Origin of the sequence: Nocardiopsis lambiniae (assembly GCF_031845465.1) — a bacterium.
Taxonomy (GTDB): domain Bacteria; phylum Actinomycetota; class Actinomycetes; order Streptosporangiales; family Streptosporangiaceae; genus Nocardiopsis; species Nocardiopsis lambiniae.
In genome coordinates this window covers 125793-143540 of the sequence record NZ_JAVREP010000009.1, presented here as the reverse complement: position 1 = coordinate 143540, position 17748 = coordinate 125793, and the positions used below count along the sequence as shown (strand labels likewise).

The window sequence follows — 17748 nt, the reverse complement described above, 5'->3', positions numbered from 1 at the left end:
GCCGGGGCGTTCGCGCCGTTCACGGCCCCTGTGGACGAGATCCTCCACAGGGTGGGGTGAGGGGGCGGCCGGCGGACCGTCACGCGCCTCTGCCAGGATCGTCCCCGACCGTAGGGGAGAAGAACGGAGGGACACCGTGGAACAGAGAGCACTGCCGGTCGCCGAACGGCTTCTGAGCCTGCGCCCCGTTTCCTGGTCCGAGGAGGAGGTCCGCACCGGGACCGCCGGCCTGGGCTGGGAGTGGGTCGCCACCGAGCGCGGGGTGTCCCTGAGCACCGGGCATCCCGCCGGTGACGCCCGCCTGACCCGGGTGGAGTCGCACAACGTCGACCACACCGACGGGGAGGAGGTCCTGGGCCTCCACCAGCCGTTGGAGACGGTCGAGGGCGGTACCCGGGAGCACGTCGAGGCCTTCCGCAGGGCCTTCGGGGAACTGCGCGAGGGCTATGGTCACCCCGGGGTCATGGGCGCCTACGACACCCTGGCGTCCCACTTCTCGGGCTCCCCCTCATGGGGCGCACCGTTCGCGCGCTGGCGGGACGGGGAACTGTCCCTGGAACTGCGCGCCGCCCTCACCGGACCGGTCCTGACCCTGCTCCCCTCGGGGCCGTTGGAGTCCTGGTACCGGCGCAGCTACGAGAACTGCGACGGACGGATGAGCGGGTTCCTCGCCATCGCGCTGGAGCCCCTTCCCTTCGGAGACCTGAGCGGCATGACCATGCCCGGGGTGAACCGGCACGAGGACTGGAAGGAGTACGCCCGCCTGCTGTCCGCCTCCCTGGGGACGATGGCCGCCGAGATGACCGCGCTGGGGCTGGAACGCTCCTTCGGTCTCCACGGGCGCCTCCCCGGCGCCGGCGGCCCCTGGGTCTTCGGTTTCGACATCGGCGAGACCATGCGCCTGGCACTGTACGCGGCGGCGGGCGAGGGCGAGGTGGACCTGGAGGACCTGGAGCCGGAGGAGCGGGGCTGGATCAGGGCCACCGCCCCCGAGGACCTGGAGTACGAGATCGCCTTCCACACCGAGCCGACCCCCTACGACGAGGTCAACGGGACCCGGTTGGCCATGATGGTGATGGAGATGGCCGAGGACCTGGGCATCCCCTTCCCCTCGGACCTCTCGCTGACCGACTGGGCCGATCGCGTCCAGGGCGGGGACGGCCGACCGGAGTACCACCTGTACCACCACGGTCTGGGTGTCATCGGCAACCCCTGAGCGGTACGGTCGGCGGCATGGCCCACATCCTGCACATGACCGAACTGGAGCGCTGGAAGGCCGGCGGCGACGTCGAGGCCGACTCGCTCGCCGCCCAGGGGTTCGTGCACGCGTCACCCGACGACAAGACCCTGCTCGCGGTCGCCAACGCCCTGTACACGAGTGTGTCCGAGCCCTTGGTCGCCCTGGTCGTGGACACCGGGGTCCTGGACTCCCTGGGCGTGGAGACCCGTTGGGAGGCCGCCGATCCCGCACCGCCGCCCGGGACGGACGGGGACGTGCTCTTCCCGCACGTCTACGGTGCCGTACCCCGGGAGGCGGTGAGGGAGGTCCGCCACCTGCGTCGCGCTCCGGACGGTCGGTTCACGGCGGTCGAGGACCGACCGTCCACCGCCGAGGCGCTGGACCTGCTGCCGCACCCCGAGGGCGGCTGGTACCGGCGAACCTGGGAGTCGGGGGTGCGGATCCGGCCCGAGGGGTATCCGAGCCATCGCCCGAGTGCCACCGGAATCCACTTCCTGCTGTGTCCGGGCGAGGAGTCGCGGTGGCACCGGGTGCGCTCCGACGAGATGTGGGTCTTCCAGCGGGGCGGCCCGCTGCGGCTGGACTTCGGCGGTACGGGTCCCGCCCCGGTGCCCTCCGGCGGCCGGATCCTGGGCTCGGACCTCGCGGCGGGAGAGTCGCTCCAGGTCCTGGTGCCCGCCGGGACCTGGCAGTCGGCCCGCCCGGCGGTCGCCGAAGAGGTCCTGGTGGGCTGCTTCGTGTCGCCGGGCTTCGACTTCGCCGACTTCGAGTCGGTCTAGGGCGGCGCGCGGCCGGGTGGGTGACCGGGGAACGCGCCCTGCGGCCCCTCGACCGGGGGCGTGGGGCCTTCGCCCCGCCCGGCGGGCGTCCCCGAGCGGTTCGCCGGTGGTCGGAGCCGCTTTCCCCGTGCCCCTCTCGGGACCGGGATCACGCCCGGTGACCCGCGCGACCCGGTCGGCGGACGTACCCCGGGCGACGAAGGTGCCCTCGACGGCGCGGTCCCGGCCGTGCGCGGCGGGGAGCGGAAGGATCGGGAGGGCCGGTCAGTAACGCCCGGTCTGCTGCGGAGCGGCCGTGTACCGCTCCGTTCCCGACTGCGGGATCGGCCCGGTGCCGCGGATGTCGCCGTGCGGACCCGTACCGGGCCGGTCGGTGTCGTGGTGGTCGCCGTACGGACCCATGTCGGACCGGTCGGTGTCGTGGTGGTCGCCCTGCGGACCCATGTCGGGCCGGTCGGTGACGCGGATGTCGCTGTGCGAACCGACGCTGGGCGGGCTGGTGTGCCGGACCTTGCCCTTGTCCACGCCCAGGATGCGGTTCAGGTAGCCCTTCTTGCCGACCACGAACCAGGCGATCGCTCCGAAGAACGGGAACCAGAGGATGAAGATCACCCACAGGAGCTTCCCGCCGGCGGTCGTGTTGTCGTCGATCACCGCCGAGATGACGGCGGCGATGAGCAGGATGAGGAGCGCCAGACCGATGGCGACGATGGCGATGCCCGTGATACCGGTCATCCAGGCGACGGCCGTGCCGACCGGGTCCGTCGTGTTCGCGAGGGCGATGCGGTCCGTGAGGTGTTCGATCATGACTCCCCCAAGCATGCAGTGATCGTATCGACACTAAGGGTAATCACCAGGAGGGCACACTCACCCCCATTTCACGGTTTTCGGGCGTTTCCTCGGCGCCGGATCGGTGGGCTACTCATCGGTACCGCCCCCCACCAGCGCTTTCCACTGCTTTACTGAGAGACATGGGCTCTCCTCCCCTCGAAGCGAACCCGCTCCGTCCTCCTCCCCGGACGCGCAGAGCCGAGCCGGGAGGCGTCGAAGTCGCGTGACCGTGACCAGGAAACCCCGCTACCTGTGGTTGGCCGATCAGCTCCGTACCCCGATCCTGCGCGGCGAGATGCCCCCGGGCACTCGCCTGCCCTCGCGCACCCGCCTGGCCCGGACGTATCGGGTGAGCGAACAGATCTCCCGCACCGCGCTGCGCCTGTTGGTCACCGAGGGCCTGGTGGAGGCCCGACCCGGTTCCGGTTACTACGTGCGCGACGTGCCCGACGTCTTCCGCCTCTGCCGCACCGACGCCACCTCCGGCTCCGGCCTGGGCCGCCTCTCCCGGGAGCCCTTCGGCACCGAGCAGGAGATCGGTGAGCATCCGATCAACGAGCGGCTGCGCATGCGCGAGGGCGAACCCGTGTATCGGACCACCTCGCGCGGACTGGCCGAAGGTCGGCCCCTCACCCTGCACCGTTCCTGGGAACCCGCCTCCCTCACCGTCGGAACCCTGCGCACCCCCTTCGACTCCGCTCCCGAGGTGGGCCTGCTCGAACGCCTGGCCTCCGCCGGGTACCCGGTGGACCGGGTCGTGGAGGAGGTGGGGGTGCGGGTGCTGCGCGACTCCGAGGCGGCGCTGCTCGACTCCGCCCCCGGCATCACCGTCCTGGTGGTGGAACGCACCCACTTCAGCGGCGACCGCCCGGTGGAGACCTCCGATCTCATCGGCTCCGCCGACCAGTGTCGACTCCTCTACAAACTGACACTCGCCCGGCCCCGGCCGCGAGGGCGCGCCTGACCCCGTACACGCCGACGGGGGCGGGCGCCGAAGCGACCACCCCCGAGGGACGGAGGACCACCGAGCGCTAGGAGGTGAACTCCTTCGCGACGACCTCGGCGATCTGCGCGGTGTTGAGCGCGGCACCCTTGCGCAGGTTGTCGCCGCACAGGAACAGGTCCAGCGACTTCGGGTCGTCCAGCGACTGCCGGATGCGCCCCACCCAGGTGGGGTCGGTGCCCACCACGTCGGCCGGGGTCGGGAACTCGCCCTTGGCCGGGTCGTCCAGGACGGTCACGCCCTCGGCCTTGCCCAGCAGCTCGCGGGCGGCGTCGGCGGTCACCTCCTCGGCGAAGGTGGCGTGCACGGTCAGCGAGTGGGTGGTGATGACCGGGACGCGGACGCAGGTGGCCGAGACGCGCAGGTCGGGCAGGCCCAGGATCTTGCGGGACTCGTTGCGGACCTTCAGCTCCTCCGAGGACCAGCCCTCGTCCTTGAGCGAACCCGCCCACGGCACGACGTTGTAGGCCAGCGGCGCCGGGAAGGGGCCGAGCTCGCCCGCGGCGGCGCGGACGTCGCCGGCCTTCTCGCCGAGGGTGCGGTCGGCGCCCGCCTTGGCCATCTGGTCGCGGAGGGTGTCGATGCCCTCCTGGCCCGCGCCGGAGGCGGCCTGGTAGGAGGAGACCACCAGGTCGGTGACACCGAAGGTGCGGTGCAGGGCGCCGATGGCGACGATCATCGACAGGGTGGTGCAGTTGGGGTTGCTGATGATGCCGCGCGGCCGGTTACGGACCTGCTCCGCGTTGACCTCGGGCACCACGAGCGGAACGTCGGCGTCCATGCGGAACGCACCGGAGTTGTCGACGGCGACCGCACCGCGCGCGGCGGCGATCGGCGCCCACTCCTTGGACACCTCGTCGGGGACGTCGAACATGGCGACGTCGACGCCGTCGAACACCTCGGGGGCCAGGGCCTGCACCACGACGTCCTCGCCGCGTACTCGGAGCACCTTGCCGGCGCTGCGCGGGGAGGCGATGAGGCGGATCTCGCCCCACACGTTCTCCCGCTGGGTGAGGATGTCCAGCATCACGGTGCCGACGGCGCCGGTCGCGCCGACGATGGCCAGGGTGGGAAGACGGTTGCTCATCGGCCGGTACCTCCGTACACGACAGCCTCGACCTGGTCGGCGTCGAGCTGGAACTCGGTGTGGGCGGCCTGGACGGCCGCGTCGATCTGGTCTTCCGCGACGATGACGGAGATGCGGATCTCCGAGGTCGAGATCATCTCGATGTTGGTGCCCGAACCGGCGATGGCGTCGAAGAAACGGGCGGTGACCCCCGGGTAGGAGCGCATGCCGGCGCCGATGAGGGAGACCTTGCCGATCTTGTCGTCGTAACGCAGCGACTCGAAGCCGACCTTGTCCTGGACCTTCTTCAGCGCGGACAGGGCCTGCTTGCCGAAGTCCTTGGGCACCGTGAAGGAGATGTCGGTGCGGGAGGTGGAGACCGCGGACACGTTCTGCACGATCATGTCGATGTTGATCTCGGCGTCGGCGAGCGCCTTGAAGATCGTGGCGGCCTCACCGACCTTGTCCGGAACCCCGACGACGGTGACCTTGGCTTCGCTCCGGTCGTGGGAGACCCCGGAGATGATCGGCTGTTCCATGCCTTCGCTTTCCTCGACTTCCGGAACGACCCAGGTCCCGGGCTTCTGGCTGAACGACGAACGGACGTGCAGGGGGATGTTGTACCGACGCGCGTACTCCACGCAGCGCAGGTGCAGGATCTTGGTCCCGCTGGCGGCCATCTCCAGCATCTCCTCGTAGGAGACCTGGGGGATGCGCCGTGCGGTGGGAACGATGCGCGGGTCGGCGGTGAACACGCCGTCCACGTCCGTGTAGATCTCGCAGGCGTCCGCCTCCAGGGCGGCGGCGAGGGCCACGGCCGTGGTGTCCGACCCGCCCCTGCCCAGGGTGGTGATGTCCTTGGTGTCCTGGGAGACGCCCTGGAAACCGGCGACGATACAGATCGCGCCCTCGTCCACGGCCTCCTTGATGCGGCCGGGCGTGACGTCGATGATCTTGGCGTTGCCGTGCAGGGACGTGGTGATCACACCGGCCTGGGAACCGGTGAACGACCGCGCCTCGAAGCCCAGGTTCGTGATGGCCATCGCGACGACGGCCATGGACATGCGCTCACCCGCGGTGAGGAGCATGTCGAGTTCGCGGGCCGGCGGCATCGGGGACACCTGCTCGGCGAGGTCGATGAGCTCGTCGGTGGTGTCGCCCATGGCCGAGACCACGACGACGACGTCATATCCCGCTTTTTTCTGAGCGACGATCCGCTGGGCTACTCGCTTGATGGCTTCCGCGTCGGCCACGGAAGACCCACCGTACTTCTGCACGATCAAGGCCACGGTCGATGCTCCTGAAGAGTTGGGATCAAAGACGATTGCAAGGGAGTGTAACCGGTGACGTCTTCGTCAGCCCGTCCCACCTGGGACGGAAGGCGTAGTCGAGCACGGCGCACCAGCGCTCGGGCCTACCCGGCGATCGGGAGAGTACTCATATTTCGACGAAATCAAGGCGAAATGTGAGCTAGAACTCCAGGCTGCGGCGCCCCTCGAAGGCGCGTCCCAGAGTGACCTCGTCGGCGTATTCGAGATCGCCGCCGACGGGCAGGCCGCTGGCCAGCCGGGTCACCGTGAGACCCATGGGTTTGACCAGGCGGGCGAGGTAGGTGGCGGTGGCCTCCCCCTCCAGGTTGGGGTCGGTGGCCAGGATCAGCTCGGTGATCTCGCCGTCGGCGAGACGTTTCATGAGCTCCTTGACGCGCAGGTCGTCCGGGCCCACACCTTCGATCGGGCTGATCGCCCCGCCCAGGACGTGGTAGCGACCCCGGAACTCGCGGGTGCGCTCGATGGCCACGACGTCCTTGGACTCCTCGACGACGCAGATGACGGCGGCGTCACGCCGGGGATCACGGCAGATCCGGCACTGCTCCTCCTCCGCGACGTTGCCGCAGATGGAGCAGAAGCGCACCTTCTCCTTGACCTCGACCAGCGCGCCGACGAGGCGCTTGACGTCCGCGTGCTCGGCGGACAGCAGGTGGAAGGCGATGCGCTGCGCGCTTTTCGGACCGACGCCGGGCAGCCGCCCGAGCTCGTCGATCAGATTCTGCACCGCGCCTTCGTACATCGCCCGCCCATTCGGTCGGACCGTCTGGCTCGGGGCGGTCCGTCACCCCTACCACCACCGTATAGGGAACGACGACCTTCCGCGTACGCGTCGGGTCGTCGTCTTCGTCCCTCGGTGGGGCGGTGTCTAGAAACCGGGGAGACCGGGGATCCCGCCGCCGCCCAGGCCCTGGGCGAGCGGGCCCATCTTCTCCTGCTGGAGCCGCTCGACCTGCGCCTCGGCATCCCGGATGGCCGCCAGGACCAGGTCCGCGATGGTCTCGGCGGTGTCGGCCGCGTCGTCGGGGTCGACGGCCTTGGGGTCGATGGTGATGTCCTCGACCTGTCCGCGCCCGCTCAGCTTGACCTTGACCAGGCCGCCGCCGGAGGTGCCCTCCACTTCGGCCTCCTCCAGGGCCTGCTGTGCCTCCACGAGCTGCTGCTGCATCTGCTGGGCCTGCTGGAGCAGGGCCTGCATGTCCATTCCGCCAGGGTTCACGGCCGTCTCCTCGTCGCACCCGCGGTGACGGGTCTCGGTGTCATGTCCGTATGGGTGTGAGCGTAACCGGTTCCCGGGCGGAGGGCGGGGCCGCCGACGCCTCCCGGGCGAGGACGGTCTCGTCGATGACCGTGTCGAGGGAGTCGCGGGTCCGTTCCAGGGAGCGGATGGCGGCGTCGATCCGCCGGCGTTCGTCGCGGAACATGTCGAGCAGGTCGGGGGCGGGCTCACCGCGCTCGTTGGCGTACATGCACGGCATGAGGCGACGGACGGTGTCGCTGTTGAGGCCGGCCGAGTACAGGCAGCGAATGCGATCGACCCGTTCGACCACGCCTTCGGCGTACTCGCGGTGCCCGCCCGGGGTGCGGGTGGAGACCAGGAGCCCCTGTTCCTCGTAGTAGCGCAGGGAACGGGGGCTGGCCCCGGTCCGTCGAGAGAGTTCGCCGATCCGCATCGTGCCCTCCGAGGTGATCTACCGCACAAGCCCTTGAATCTCACACGGATGTCAGATTTTACGCTCGTCCCATGACGACGACAACGACGTGGACCGACCGGCGCACCACCGCCCCGACCGGCCACCCACTGCTCTCCCCCCACGACCTGGCCGGGCTCGCCCTGCCCAATCGTGTGGTCATGGCCCCCATGACCCGGATGCGCGCCGATCACCGCGGCGTGCCCACCCCGCTGATGATCGAGTACTACCGCCAGCGCGCGGGGGCCGCGCTCATCGTCTCCGAGGGGATCTCACCGAACATCGCCGGTCGGCATCACCCCCTCCAACCCGGACTGGACACGGAGGAGCAGGTCGCGGCGTGGCGTTCGGTGACCGGGGCCGTGCACACGGCCGGAGGACGGATCTTCGCCCAGCTCATGCACAGCGGACGCAACACCCATCCCGCCAACCGTCCGGACGGGGGGATCCCGGTCGCCCCGTCGGCGGTCGTCGCGCCCGGTCCGGTGCACACCCTCGACGGCAAGGTCGATCCGGTGGTCCCGCGCGCCCTGACGACGGAGGAGGTCCGTCGGACCGTGGCCGATCACGCGGAGGCGGCGCGGGCGGCGATCCGGGCCGGGTTCGACGGGGTCGAGATCCACGGTGCCAACGGTTATCTCGTGCACCAGTTCCTGGCCGACGGCACCAACCTGCGCGCCGACCGTTACGGCGGCCCGGTCAGCGGGCGGATCCGGTTCGCCGTGGAGGTGGTCGAGGCGGTCGCCGACGCGATCGGGGCCCACCGGGTGGGGTTGCGGATCTCCCCCGGCAACAAGGAAGGTGGAATGGTGGAGCGGGACCCGGCACCGACCTACCGGGCGCTGCTCGCGGCGATCGCCCCGCTGGGTCCGGCCTACCTGCACCTCACGGACGATCCGCGTTATCCGGCCTTGGACGACCTGCGCCCCCGGTGGTCCGGGACCCTGGTGGGCAACACCGGTGAACACGTGGAGACGACACAGGAGAGCGCCACCGCGCTCGTCGCCTCCGGGCGCGCGGACCTGGTGTCGGTGGGGCGGCCCTACATCTTCAATCCCGACGTGGTGGAACGCATCGCGGCGGGAGTGGCGTGGGCACCGATCCGGGGAAAGGATTACCACTACGGGAGCGGTCCGCACGGGTATGTGGACCTTCCGCGGCACGACGCGGGGACGACTCTCCGAACACCCGCTCCCATCAGCGAAAAGCTCGAAGAGTAGCGATAACATCACTGCCGGTTGAAATCGTGCCTCCCGGGGCACAACCGTCCCGGTGGTGCACTCGGGCACCACCGCCACAGCGAGAGGCACGGGGGTCGAGGACGTGTTGACCGCACGAGAACGCCACTCGGCACTGATCGAGGCGATGATCGCGGACGGCACCCTGGTCGATGCCTCCCTCATCGAGACGTTCAGAGCGGTGCCCAGACACCGGTTCATCCCCGAGTCCGGGGCGTTGACGGCGCACGGGACGACGCTCAACGCCGCCAGCGACCCGGACCTGTGGCTGTCGGCGGTCTACGCCGACAACGCCCTCGTGACGCGGATCGACGATCCCGCCGTCCTCACCGAACGGGACGAGCCGCGCGGCCGTGAGGGCGGCGTGCCCGGACCGCGTGGACCCGCGCCGTCCCGGGCCACCTCCTCCAGTGCCGCGCCCACGGTGCTGGCCCGGATGCTGGGACTGGCCGACCTGGCCCACGGGCTCAAGGTCCTGGAGGTCGGCACCGGGACCGGGTGGAACACGGCGCTGTTGGCGTGCCGACTGGGCGACTCCGCCGTGGTCTCCGTGGAGATCGACGAACGCCTGGCCCGGACGGCCCGGCAGACCCTGCACTCGGAGGGCTACGACCCCGCGGTGCTCACCGGCGACGGCCACGAGGGACTTCCGGAGCAGGCACCCTACGACCGCGTCATCTCGCCCTGCGGGGTGCGACGCGTCCCGCCCGCGTGGATCGGACAGCTCTCACCCGGCGGTCTGATCGTGTGCCCGTGGGGGCTGCTGGAGGGGACGGGCGTACTGGCCCGCCTGGTGTGCCCCGGCGACGGGACGGCCCGGGCGAGCTTCCACGGCGGGGTCGGCTTCGTGCCGCTGCGCACCCCCGGCTCCCGGCTTCCGCCCGTCCGGGACACCGGACAACAGCCCGACGAGTACCGCCTCACCCAGGTGGACCCGGTGGCACCGCTCATGGCGTTCCCGTCGGCGTTCGCGCTGTCGGTGATGGTGCCCGGGTGGCGGGTGCGCCGCAGGTGGATCGGCACCGGGTCGGGGGTGTGGGTGTGCGACCGCGCCGGGGACTCGTGGGTGCGGGTCTACCCCTACGGCACGTCGTGGATGATCGAGCAGGGCGGCCCGCGCAGCATCTGGGACGAGTTCGAGGAGGCCCTTCAGGAGTGGGCCCGGCTGGGTTCGCCCGCTCCGGACCGCTTCGGGCTGTCGGTGGCGGCCGACGGAACGCACCGGGTGTGGCTGGACTCGCCCGAGCAACCCGGATGGCGGGTGTGAACCGCGTCGCCCCGGACGGTGAACGCACACGACGACGCCCCCGGACCGGGCGCGGTCCGGGGGCGCGGGTGGTCGTTCACTCGCCGTCGGTGGCCTCGGCGCCCGCGGCGCCGTCATCGCCCTGATTGCGCTCCTTGATCTTGCGCAGCAGGTCCTCCTTGCGGCGACGGGCGTCGTCGCTGGGGCCGGTGGGGCCGCTCTTGGCGCCCTTGGCGTTGGAGCGGGAGACGCCCCGCCCGCCGCCCAGGCCGAGAAGATTGTCGTTGTTGCGGGACATGGGACCTCCCCCTGGGGCGAGGCCTGCCTCGCCCGATGCCGTGTGGGTCCCTTGAAGGGTACCTTTTCACAAGACGATACGTCTCGTCATTTATCAGGGATACCGTGGGACGTATGGCACAGACGAGCACCCCGGAGGAGCCGGCCCGGACCCGACCGAACCCCCGTCGCCGCAGCGAGCGGGCGCGCAAGGCCATTCTCACCGCCGCGGGCGAACTCCTGGGCGAGGTGGGGTACAACCGATTGACCATGGAGGCGATCGCCGCCCGGGCCAAGGTCGGAAAACAGACCATCTACCGATGGTGGCCCGCCAAGTCCGCCGTGGTGTTGGACGTGTTCGCCGAATTGACCGGGGGAAGCGCCGGAGAGCCCCTGCCGGACACCGGTGACCTGCCCGCCGACCTGCGCACGGTCATGCACGGAATCGTCGACGAACTCGCCGACCCGCTCATGGACCGTATCAACAGGGCCGTCATCGCCGAGATGCAGGCCGACCCCGAACTGGCCGAACACCTCACGCGGACCCTGCTGCGCCCCAATCTGGACGCGTTCGGGGAACGGTTGCGCGCCGCCCGCGACGCCGGGCAGATCGACCCGGGCCTGGACCCGGCCATCACGGTGGAACTGCTGCTCGCGCCGATCCAGAACCGGTGGATGATGCGCACCGGGGCGCTGTCGCACGCCTACGTGGACACCCTCATCGACACGGTGATGCGGGCCCTGCGCCCGCGCGACTGACGCACGGCGCGGGCCTCACGGGGAGACGTCGGGGGCCTCGTGCTCGATCTCCTCGATGACCCTTCCGCCCAGCGCCGTCTCGATGAGGGAGGCGCCCGAACCCGGGGGCAGCGGCGCGGAGACCTTCGCCGTCGACACCGACTTCTCGCGGGGAACGGGGCTCGGGACCGGCTCCGAAGCGGGTCGCCGCGCTTCGGGCTCCGGTTCCCGCCGGTCCGGTGCGGTCGGCGGAGCCGACCGTTCGGCGGCCGGGACGCGCCGAGGCTCGGTCGGGGGGCCGGCGTCCTCCGGGGGCGGCGCGGCCACGGCGTCCTCGTAGGGGTCCGGCGGCGGTTCCTGGAGACCGGTGACGATGCGGTCCGACGGCGGTCCGGCGGGCGCGGCGGAACCGTTGGCGACGGGGTCCGGCGCAGTCGGTGGGGTGGTCGGCGCGGGTGCGGGCTCCGGGGTCGGCTGCGGGGTCGGGGCGTCCCAGCCCACGGGCTCGCGGGGCGCCGGTTCGGTGGCGCGGTGGGCGGGCGCGGCGGTGGCACCGGCGGAGGCCGTCACGCGCACCTCCACCCCGAGCACCTGCCGGACGGCGTTCGCGACCACCTGGTCGCTGCCGCTGTTACCGAACCCCTTGGCCTCGTTGGCGCGGGAGAAGCCCAGGACGATGGCGTTGCCCTCCACCCCGATGGGGCGGACGTCGCCACCGCTCAACACCATCCAGGTGAACCGGCGCAGACCCTTGACCGCGTCCAGGATCTGGGGCCAGGCGCTCTGGACCCGGCCCAGGTCCACTGTGCCGCCACCGCCCGGAGCCGGGGTCGCGGGCGCGGAGACCGGCGCGACGGGGGTCGGGGCCTGTTCGCGGCGGGCGGGGGCCGCGTCCCAGCCGTCGGGCTCGGCCGCGCTGGGCGCCGCCCGCGGGGCGGGCTCGGGCCGCGCGGCGTCGGGCTCGGGGGCGGAGGGCGGCGGGGTGGGAGACCGCGGGGCGGAAGGCCGCGGCTCCGCGATGGCCTGCGGGGCCGGAGGCTGCGCCGCCGGGGCCCGGTGGGCGATCGGAGCGGCCACGGCGCCCGCGGCGACCCCGCGCTCCACCTGCTCCAGCCGGGCCAGCAGCGCCGCGCCCTGAGCGCCGTCGGTGGCCGGCAGCAGGATGCGCGAGCACATGAGCTCCAGCACCAGCCGGGGCGCGGTCGACCCGCGCATGTCGGTCAGTCCCTGGTTGAGGATGTCGGCCGCGCGGGTCAGCTCGGCGGGGCCCAGCCGACCGGCCTGCGCCTTCATCTGCTCGGTGGCCTCGGCCGCCACGTTGACCAGACCCTTGTCCAAGGCGTCCGGCACCGCCGCCAGCACCACCAGGTCTCGGAAACGCTCCAACAGGTCCGTGGCGAACCGCCGGGGATCATGCCCCCCCTCCACCACCCGGTCGATGAGGGAGAACACGGCGGCGCCGTCCCGGGCGCCGAGCGAGTCGACCATCTCGCCGAGCAGGCTCGAATCGGTGTACCCGAGCAGGGACACCGCGCCCTCGCGGGTGATCCCCTCATCACCCGAACCGGCGATGAGCTGGTCGAGGACCGACAGGGTGTCGCGCGCCGAACCGGCGCCCGCCCGCACCACCAGCGGCAGCGCCGCCGGATCGTAGGGCACCTTCTCCTGGCCGAGGAGATCCTCCATCAGCTCGCGGAGGGTGCTCGGCGGAATGAGACGGAAGGGGTAGTGGTGGGTGCGCGACCGGATGGTGCCGATGACCTTCTCGGGTTCGGTCGTCGCGAACACGAACTTCAGGTGCGGCGGGGGTTCCTCCACCAACTTCAGCAGCGCGTTGAAACCCTCGCGGGTCACCATGTGCGCCTCGTCGATGATGTAGATCTTGTAGCGCGAGCTCACCGGCGCGAAGAACGCGCGTTCGCGCAGGTCGCGCGCATCGTCCACACCACCGTGGGAGGCGGCGTCGATCTCCATGACGTCGATGCTGCCGCCGCCGTCGGGGGCCAGCGCCACGCACGAGTCGCACACACCGCACGGGTCCGGGGTGGGGCCCTCGACGCAGTTGAGGGAGCGGGCCAGGATGCGGGCGCTGGTGGTCTTGCCACAGCCCCGGGGGCCGCTGAACAGATAGGCGTGATTGATGCGACCGCTGCGCAGCGCCTGCCGCAACGGGTCGGTCACGTGCTCCTGCCCGCGCACCTCGGCGAACGTCGCGGGACGGTACTTGCGGTACAGCGCGATGCTCACGGCGTGATCACTCCCCTGGTCCCTGCCACGGGTCCATTCAACCCGCGAGCACCGACAGCTCGCGCCGATTCCGGGGAGGAATCCGGAGTGGACCGGGCCGGAGAAAACAGAAAGGACCCCCCGCGCACCCGCCAGAGCCCATTTATCCTTGCTGCCTTCCGGCCCTGGGGAGGTTCATGAGGTGACGCCGCACGAGGGGTCTGCCCAGAGTCTATCCGAACCCGGGGGTGCTCGGGCAACCGACCGCGTCCGTCACCCGGAGGGGACCTTCATCCCAGGGACCGTGTTCGACGCTCACTCCCCGGCCGACCGTTCTCCCGCGCGCAGCGACCTCGCCGTCTCCGTAACGGAGGACGCCTCCGCCGACCTGATGACCTTCGAGCACGCGGTGACGGGGATGCCGGGTGGACACGGGCAGGAGTGCGCTGGACTTCCCGCACGCGCACCCGGGCCGGGTGCGCGCCGACCAGCGCTGTTCATCGGCCCGGCACCCTCTTCGGCACCCTCTCCGGCGCGCGTTCCGACCGGGGCCGACCCCCGTCGGGGAAGCCCGTTCGAAGTACACCCGGACAGCCTGTAGAGTTGTGCGCGGAGGATTCGCCTAGTGGCCTAGGGCGCACGCTTGGAAAGCGTGTTGGTGGCAACGCCTCAGGGGTTCGAATCCCCTATCCTCCGCCACGGCTACCAGCCGAAACGTTGGCCCGGAGCGCACAGCGCCCCGGGCCTTCGTCGTTCCTAGTCTCAGTTTTAGTCTCAGTTGGCCTCTGCGGGGCTGCCCTCCCCCTCCTGGGGAGACTCCCAGATCAGCCCTCCGACGCGGTCGGCCACGTCCGTGCGGACCTCGTCGAGTCGCCCACCTGTTCCCCGGGCCTGGGCCCGCGGTGTCCGGGTCCTAGCGACCCGACCCCCAGGGGACGGTCGGCTGGAGGACCGCCTCCGCCAACGCGCGCGAGCGCAGCGCGGTGATCTCCCGGTATCCGGGGTCGGCGATCATGCGGCGGAACGCCTCCCTGCTGGGGTAGCGGACCAGGAGCACCGCGTCCCAGCCCTGCCCGGCTTCGGCCACCAGCGGGGTGTCGCCGTCGCCGGCGTAGAGGAGTTCACCCCCGTACTCGGCCAGGAAGCGGGACGCGGCCCGCGAGTACTCCTCGTAGGAGGCGCGGCCGTCGGGGGCGAAGCGCAGCAGGTTCAGCATCACGACGGGACCGCCCGGGTCCTCGTCCATCAGGGTCGCGAGGTCGGCTCCGGTGGGGTCGACGGCCATGGGGGGGCTCCTTGCCGGGTCGGGGGTGACGCGGTCAACGCACGGCCACCAGGGTAACCGACTGGTCGGTATGCCCCCTGGGTCCCCTACCGGATGGACTCCGCCGGGAGCGGCTCGGAGCGCGGCCTCCGACGGATCCGGGCCGGGCCGTCCGGGCGGTGACACGACCTCGTCCCCGCTCCGGTGAAGCCGAGCGGGGACGAGCGTCTTCCGGGGGCCCTCCCCTTCACAGGGGCGGCACGGCCGTCCCCCGGCGTCCCCGCAGCCCACCCCGCGGGGACGGGTCCGGCAGGGCGCGACCCCAGGTCGCGCGCCCGCCGGCCCGGTGGCATCGGGTCACTTACTGCCCTCTTCGAGGCGAAGGGCGACGCCCAAGGCGAAGAAGGTGGGCGCCCACTGGCCGACGAAGATCCCCCACCGGTCGGCCCGGTCGATGCCGGCGTCCTCCTTCTGCTTCGAGAGGGCCCAGCTCAGGAAGGCCAACCCGATGCTGGCGGTCCCGGCGCTGTAAGCCATTTCCGAGGTGACGCCGAGCTCGGACAGTTTCGCGATCACGATGTCCTCCATGGTGTCGGATGCAGGTCTGTGGACTACTGCCCGAGGGGCGTCAATGTATGAGCACGAGCGGGCAAAACGTTGACGGGCGGTGGGGTCGCCCTCCCCGGGCGCGCAAGCCTCGGACGTGCGGGATCGTCCGGCGCACCACCGTCGAGGTCGACCCGGCGGTGGCCCGGGGGCGGGGGTTCCTCGCGGTGGTGACGGTCGACGCGTCCGCCCGGATGGGCGACACCGGATCGGCGCCGGCCGCCGTCCCCGGGATCCGGGGGTCGCGCGTCGTCGCGGGCGACGCGATGCCGTTGTCGGAAGGCCCGCGCGATGACCGGCCTCCCCCGGTCAGGGCCGGGGGAGGTTGCGCAGGTTCGAGCGGGCCAGGTCGATCATCGAGCCGACACCGCCCTGGAGCACCGTCCGCCCGGCGGACAGGGCGAACCCGGCGACCTGGTCGGCGGTGATCCGTGAGGGGATGGACAGCGCGTTCGGATCGGTGACCACGTCCACCAGCACCGCCTCGGGCGCGGCGATCGCCTCGTGCAGGGCGTCGCGCACCTCGTCCGGGCGGGTGACGCGCAGGGCGCGCATCCCGATCGCGCCGGCGATCGCCGCGTAGTCGACGGGCGGGTGATCGGTCTGCAAGGCGGGCATCCCGTCCACCATCATCTCCAGCCGCACCATCCCCAGCGAGGAGTTGTCGAACACGACCGTGGTGATGGGCAGCCCGTGCTGGTGAACGGTGATGAGCTCGCCGAGCAGCATGCTCAGCCCGCCGTCGCCGGACAGGGAGATCACGCGACGGTCGGGCGCGGCGTAGGCGGCGCCGATCGCATGCGGCAGGGCGTTGGCCATGCTGCCGTGCGTGAACGACCCGATGACCCGGCGACGACCGTTGGGGGTGAGGTACCGGGCGGCCCACACGTTGTTCATGCCGGTGTCGACGGTGAACACGGCGTCGTCGGGGGCGGCCTCGTCCAGGAGACGGGCCACGTACTCCGGATGGATCGGGGTCCGGTCGGCGATGTTCCCCGTATAGGCCTCCACCACCTTGGTCAGGGCCCGCTCGTGGCGGCGCAGCATGTCGTGCAGGAAACGGGTGTCGGACTTGTGGCCGATGAGCGGCAGCACCGAGCGCAGAGTGGCGGCGACGTCGCCGTGGACGCCCAGGGTGAGCGGCACCCGACAGCCCAGACGGCGGGGATCGCGGTCGACCTGGACGACGTTGCGCCTGGGCAGGAAGGCGTCGTAGGGGAAGTCGCAGCCGAGCAGGAGCACCAGGTCCGCCTCGTGGAGGGCCTCGTGGCAGGCCCCGTAGCCGAGCAGGCCGATCATGCCGACGTCGTACGGGTTGTCGTACTGGATCCACTCCTTGCCTCGCAGGGTGTGCCCCACAGGGGCGTTCACCCGGTTGGCGAGCGTCATGACCTCGCCGTGGGCGCCGCGCGTGCCTGCGCCGCAGAAGAGGGCGACCTTCTCGGCCGTGTTGATCCGTTTGGCGAGTTCGCGAACATCGTCCTCGGCGGGCCAGGCGGTGGCGCGCACGGGGACGACCGGGGTGGTGTCGGCGTCGCCGGTCGCCTTGCGTCCGGCGACGTCGCCGGGCAGGACGAGCACGGCGACGCCGGGGGTGCCCAGGGCGTGCTGGATCGCGACGCGGGCCAGGCGGGGCATCTGCTCGGGGTGGGAGACCAGCTCGCGGAAGCCGGTGACGTCGCCGAACAGCCGCTCGGGGTGGGTCTCCTGGAAGTACCCGGTGCCGATCTGCCGGGAGGGGATGTGGGAGGCCAGGGCCAGGACGGGAACGCCGCTGCGCTGGGCGTCGTAGAGGCCCTGGACGAGGTGGGTGTTGCCGGGCCCGCAGGAACCGGCGCACACGGCGAGGTTCCCGTCGACCTGGGCCTGGGCCGCGGCGGCGAAGGCGGCCGTCTCCTCGTTGCGCACGTGGATCCACTCGATGCCGTCGGTCTCGTGCACGGCGTCGACGACGGGGTTGAGACTGTCGCCGACCACGCCGTAGATCCGGTTCACCCCCGCGGCGACCAGCGTGCGGACGAGTTGTTCGGCGACGGTGTTCCTGGCCATGGCGGTCTCCCCCGGAGCGCGGCGACGGTGCGCGGGTGCGCCGCCCCGGCGCCCCCGCTCCACGCTAGGAGCGCGCCCCGGCCGAGCCCCGGACCGCCACGCCCACCGGAGGTCGGGCGTAGGTGTCGGTGATCCCGCGCGGGCGGGCGAGGGCGAGCACGTGGAGG

16 protein-coding genes, 1 tRNA gene, 1 other RNA gene and 1 pseudogene are annotated in these 17748 nt (G+C 71.5%); 7 read left to right on the top strand and 12 right to left on the bottom strand.

The annotated features are described in order from the left end of the window. The first annotated feature begins 136 nt into the window (after positions 1–136). Entirely contained in the window at positions 137–1216 is a 1080-nt protein-coding gene (locus RM479_RS15300; RefSeq protein WP_311512393.1) for a hypothetical protein, read from the top strand. 17 nt (positions 1217–1233) lie between these two features. Next, positions 1234–2019: a cupin domain-containing protein gene (locus tag RM479_RS15295; RefSeq protein WP_311512392.1), complete on the top strand. Its 786-nt coding sequence runs from the start codon at positions 1234–1236 to the stop codon at positions 2017–2019. Positions 2020–2484: 465 nt separating this feature from the next. Here the strand turns inward: RM479_RS15295 and RM479_RS15290 are convergent. Beyond that, a pseudogene (locus RM479_RS15290) lies at positions 2485–2826 on the bottom strand (PLD nuclease N-terminal domain-containing protein); the annotation flags it as partial. Positions 2827–3079: 253 nt separating this feature from the next. Between RM479_RS15290 and RM479_RS15285 the strand changes: the two are divergent. After that, positions 3080–3814, top strand: a complete 735-nt coding sequence (locus RM479_RS15285) for a GntR family transcriptional regulator (RefSeq protein ID WP_311512391.1) — start codon at positions 3080–3082, stop codon at positions 3812–3814. Positions 3815–3881: 67 nt separating this feature from the next. On the opposite strand, the gene RM479_RS15280 is transcribed toward RM479_RS15285, so the two are convergent. The 5 genes from RM479_RS15280 to RM479_RS15260 all read right to left on the bottom strand — a co-directional run bounded on the left by RM479_RS15280 (position 3882) and on the right by RM479_RS15260 (position 7920). Next, positions 3882–4940, bottom strand: a complete 1059-nt coding sequence (locus tag RM479_RS15280; protein ID WP_274811179.1) for an aspartate-semialdehyde dehydrogenase — start codon at positions 4938–4940, stop codon at positions 3882–3884. Beyond that, on the bottom strand, positions 4937–6208 hold the full coding sequence (locus RM479_RS15275; RefSeq protein ID WP_311512390.1) for an aspartate kinase: 1272 nt from the start codon (positions 6206–6208) through the stop codon (positions 4937–4939). Before RM479_RS15275 ends, RM479_RS15280 begins: the two co-directional genes overlap by 4 nt. Positions 6209–6389: 181 nt before the next feature. Further along, entirely contained in the window at positions 6390–6989 is a 600-nt protein-coding gene (recR, locus tag RM479_RS15270; protein WP_311512389.1) for a recombination mediator RecR, read from the bottom strand. A gap of 126 nt (positions 6990–7115) precedes the next feature. Then, positions 7116–7451, bottom strand: a complete 336-nt coding sequence (locus RM479_RS15265) for a YbaB/EbfC family nucleoid-associated protein (protein ID WP_274811244.1) — start codon at positions 7449–7451, stop codon at positions 7116–7118. Positions 7452–7506: 55 nt separating this feature from the next. Further along, on the bottom strand, positions 7507–7920 hold the full coding sequence (locus RM479_RS15260) for a MerR family transcriptional regulator (protein WP_274811176.1): 414 nt from the start codon (positions 7918–7920) through the stop codon (positions 7507–7509). A 71-nt stretch (positions 7921–7991) separates the two neighbouring features. On the opposite strand from RM479_RS15260, the gene RM479_RS15255 reads away from it, so the two are divergent. Then, entirely contained in the window at positions 7992–9158 is a 1167-nt protein-coding gene (locus tag RM479_RS15255) for an alkene reductase (RefSeq protein ID WP_311512388.1), read from the top strand. Positions 9159–9264: 106 nt separating this feature from the next. Further along, entirely contained in the window at positions 9265–10443 is a 1179-nt protein-coding gene (locus tag RM479_RS15250) for a methyltransferase domain-containing protein (protein WP_311512387.1), read from the top strand. A gap of 76 nt (positions 10444–10519) precedes the next feature. Here RM479_RS15250 and RM479_RS15245 read toward each other — a convergent pair whose 3' ends face one another. Beyond that, positions 10520–10720 carry a DUF6243 family protein gene (locus RM479_RS15245; RefSeq protein ID WP_274811172.1) on the bottom strand — a complete coding sequence of 67 codons (201 nt, stop codon included), beginning with the start codon at positions 10718–10720 and terminating at the stop codon, positions 10520–10522. Between the two features lie 113 nt (positions 10721–10833). Here RM479_RS15245 and RM479_RS15240 point away from each other — a divergent pair, with 113 nt between their 5' ends. Further along, positions 10834–11457: a TetR/AcrR family transcriptional regulator gene (locus tag RM479_RS15240; RefSeq protein ID WP_311512386.1), complete on the top strand. Its 624-nt coding sequence runs from the start codon at positions 10834–10836 to the stop codon at positions 11455–11457. Positions 11458–11472: 15 nt separating this feature from the next. On the opposite strand, the gene RM479_RS15235 is transcribed toward RM479_RS15240, so the two are convergent. Together RM479_RS15235 and ffs are read right to left on the bottom strand one after the other, a co-directional pair. Beyond that, positions 11473–13683: a DNA polymerase III subunit gamma and tau gene (locus tag RM479_RS15235; RefSeq protein WP_311512385.1), complete on the bottom strand. Its 2211-nt coding sequence runs from the start codon at positions 13681–13683 to the stop codon at positions 11473–11475. Positions 13684–13791: 108 nt separating this feature from the next. Then, an RNA gene (gene ffs / locus RM479_RS15230) (signal recognition particle sRNA small type) lies at positions 13792–13887 on the bottom strand. A gap of 386 nt (positions 13888–14273) precedes the next feature. Here ffs and RM479_RS15225 point away from each other — a divergent pair. After that, positions 14274–14361 (top strand) — tRNA-Ser (locus tag RM479_RS15225). 214 nt (positions 14362–14575) lie between these two features. Here the strand turns inward: RM479_RS15225 and RM479_RS15220 are convergent. From RM479_RS15220 to RM479_RS15210, 3 genes are all read right to left on the bottom strand, one after another. Beyond that, the gene (locus tag RM479_RS15220) at positions 14576–14947 is read right to left on the bottom strand and encodes a DUF1330 domain-containing protein (RefSeq protein WP_311512384.1); all 372 of its coding nucleotides are present in this window, start codon (positions 14945–14947) and stop codon (positions 14576–14578) included. A 336-nt stretch (positions 14948–15283) separates the two neighbouring features. Then, positions 15284–15502, bottom strand: a complete 219-nt coding sequence (locus RM479_RS15215; RefSeq protein ID WP_311512383.1) for a hypothetical protein — start codon at positions 15500–15502, stop codon at positions 15284–15286. Between the two features lie 339 nt (positions 15503–15841). Continuing rightward, positions 15842–17581, bottom strand: a complete 1740-nt coding sequence (locus tag RM479_RS15210) for a pyruvate dehydrogenase (protein ID WP_311512382.1) — start codon at positions 17579–17581, stop codon at positions 15842–15844. Between the last annotated feature and the right edge of the window lie 167 nt (positions 17582–17748).

Excerpts from the sequence above, each read along its gene's own strand:
- RM479_RS15295 (WP_311512392.1), top strand. The coding sequence starts at position 1,234 with ATGGCCCACATCCTGCACATGACCGAACTGGAGCGCTGGAAGGCCGGC.
- RM479_RS15280 (WP_274811179.1), bottom strand. The coding sequence starts at position 4,940 with ATGAGCAACCGTCTTCCCACCCTGGCCATCGTCGGCGCGACCGGCGCC.
- recR (WP_311512389.1), bottom strand. The coding sequence starts at position 6,989 with ATGTACGAAGGCGCGGTGCAGAATCTGATCGACGAGCTCGGGCGGCTG.
- RM479_RS15265 (WP_274811244.1), bottom strand. The coding sequence starts at position 7,451 with ATGGACATGCAGGCCCTGCTCCAGCAGGCCCAGCAGATGCAGCAGCAG.
- RM479_RS15260 (WP_274811176.1), bottom strand. The coding sequence starts at position 7,920 with ATGCGGATCGGCGAACTCTCTCGACGGACCGGGGCCAGCCCCCGTTCC.
- RM479_RS15255 (WP_311512388.1), top strand. The coding sequence starts at position 7,992 with ATGACGACGACAACGACGTGGACCGACCGGCGCACCACCGCCCCGACC.
- RM479_RS15245 (WP_274811172.1), bottom strand. The coding sequence starts at position 10,720 with ATGTCCCGCAACAACGACAATCTTCTCGGCCTGGGCGGCGGGCGGGGC.
- RM479_RS15240 (WP_311512386.1), top strand. The coding sequence starts at position 10,834 with ATGGCACAGACGAGCACCCCGGAGGAGCCGGCCCGGACCCGACCGAAC.
- RM479_RS15220 (WP_311512384.1), bottom strand. The coding sequence starts at position 14,947 with ATGGCCGTCGACCCCACCGGAGCCGACCTCGCGACCCTGATGGACGAG.
- RM479_RS15210 (WP_311512382.1), bottom strand. The coding sequence starts at position 17,581 with ATGGCCAGGAACACCGTCGCCGAACAACTCGTCCGCACGCTGGTCGCC.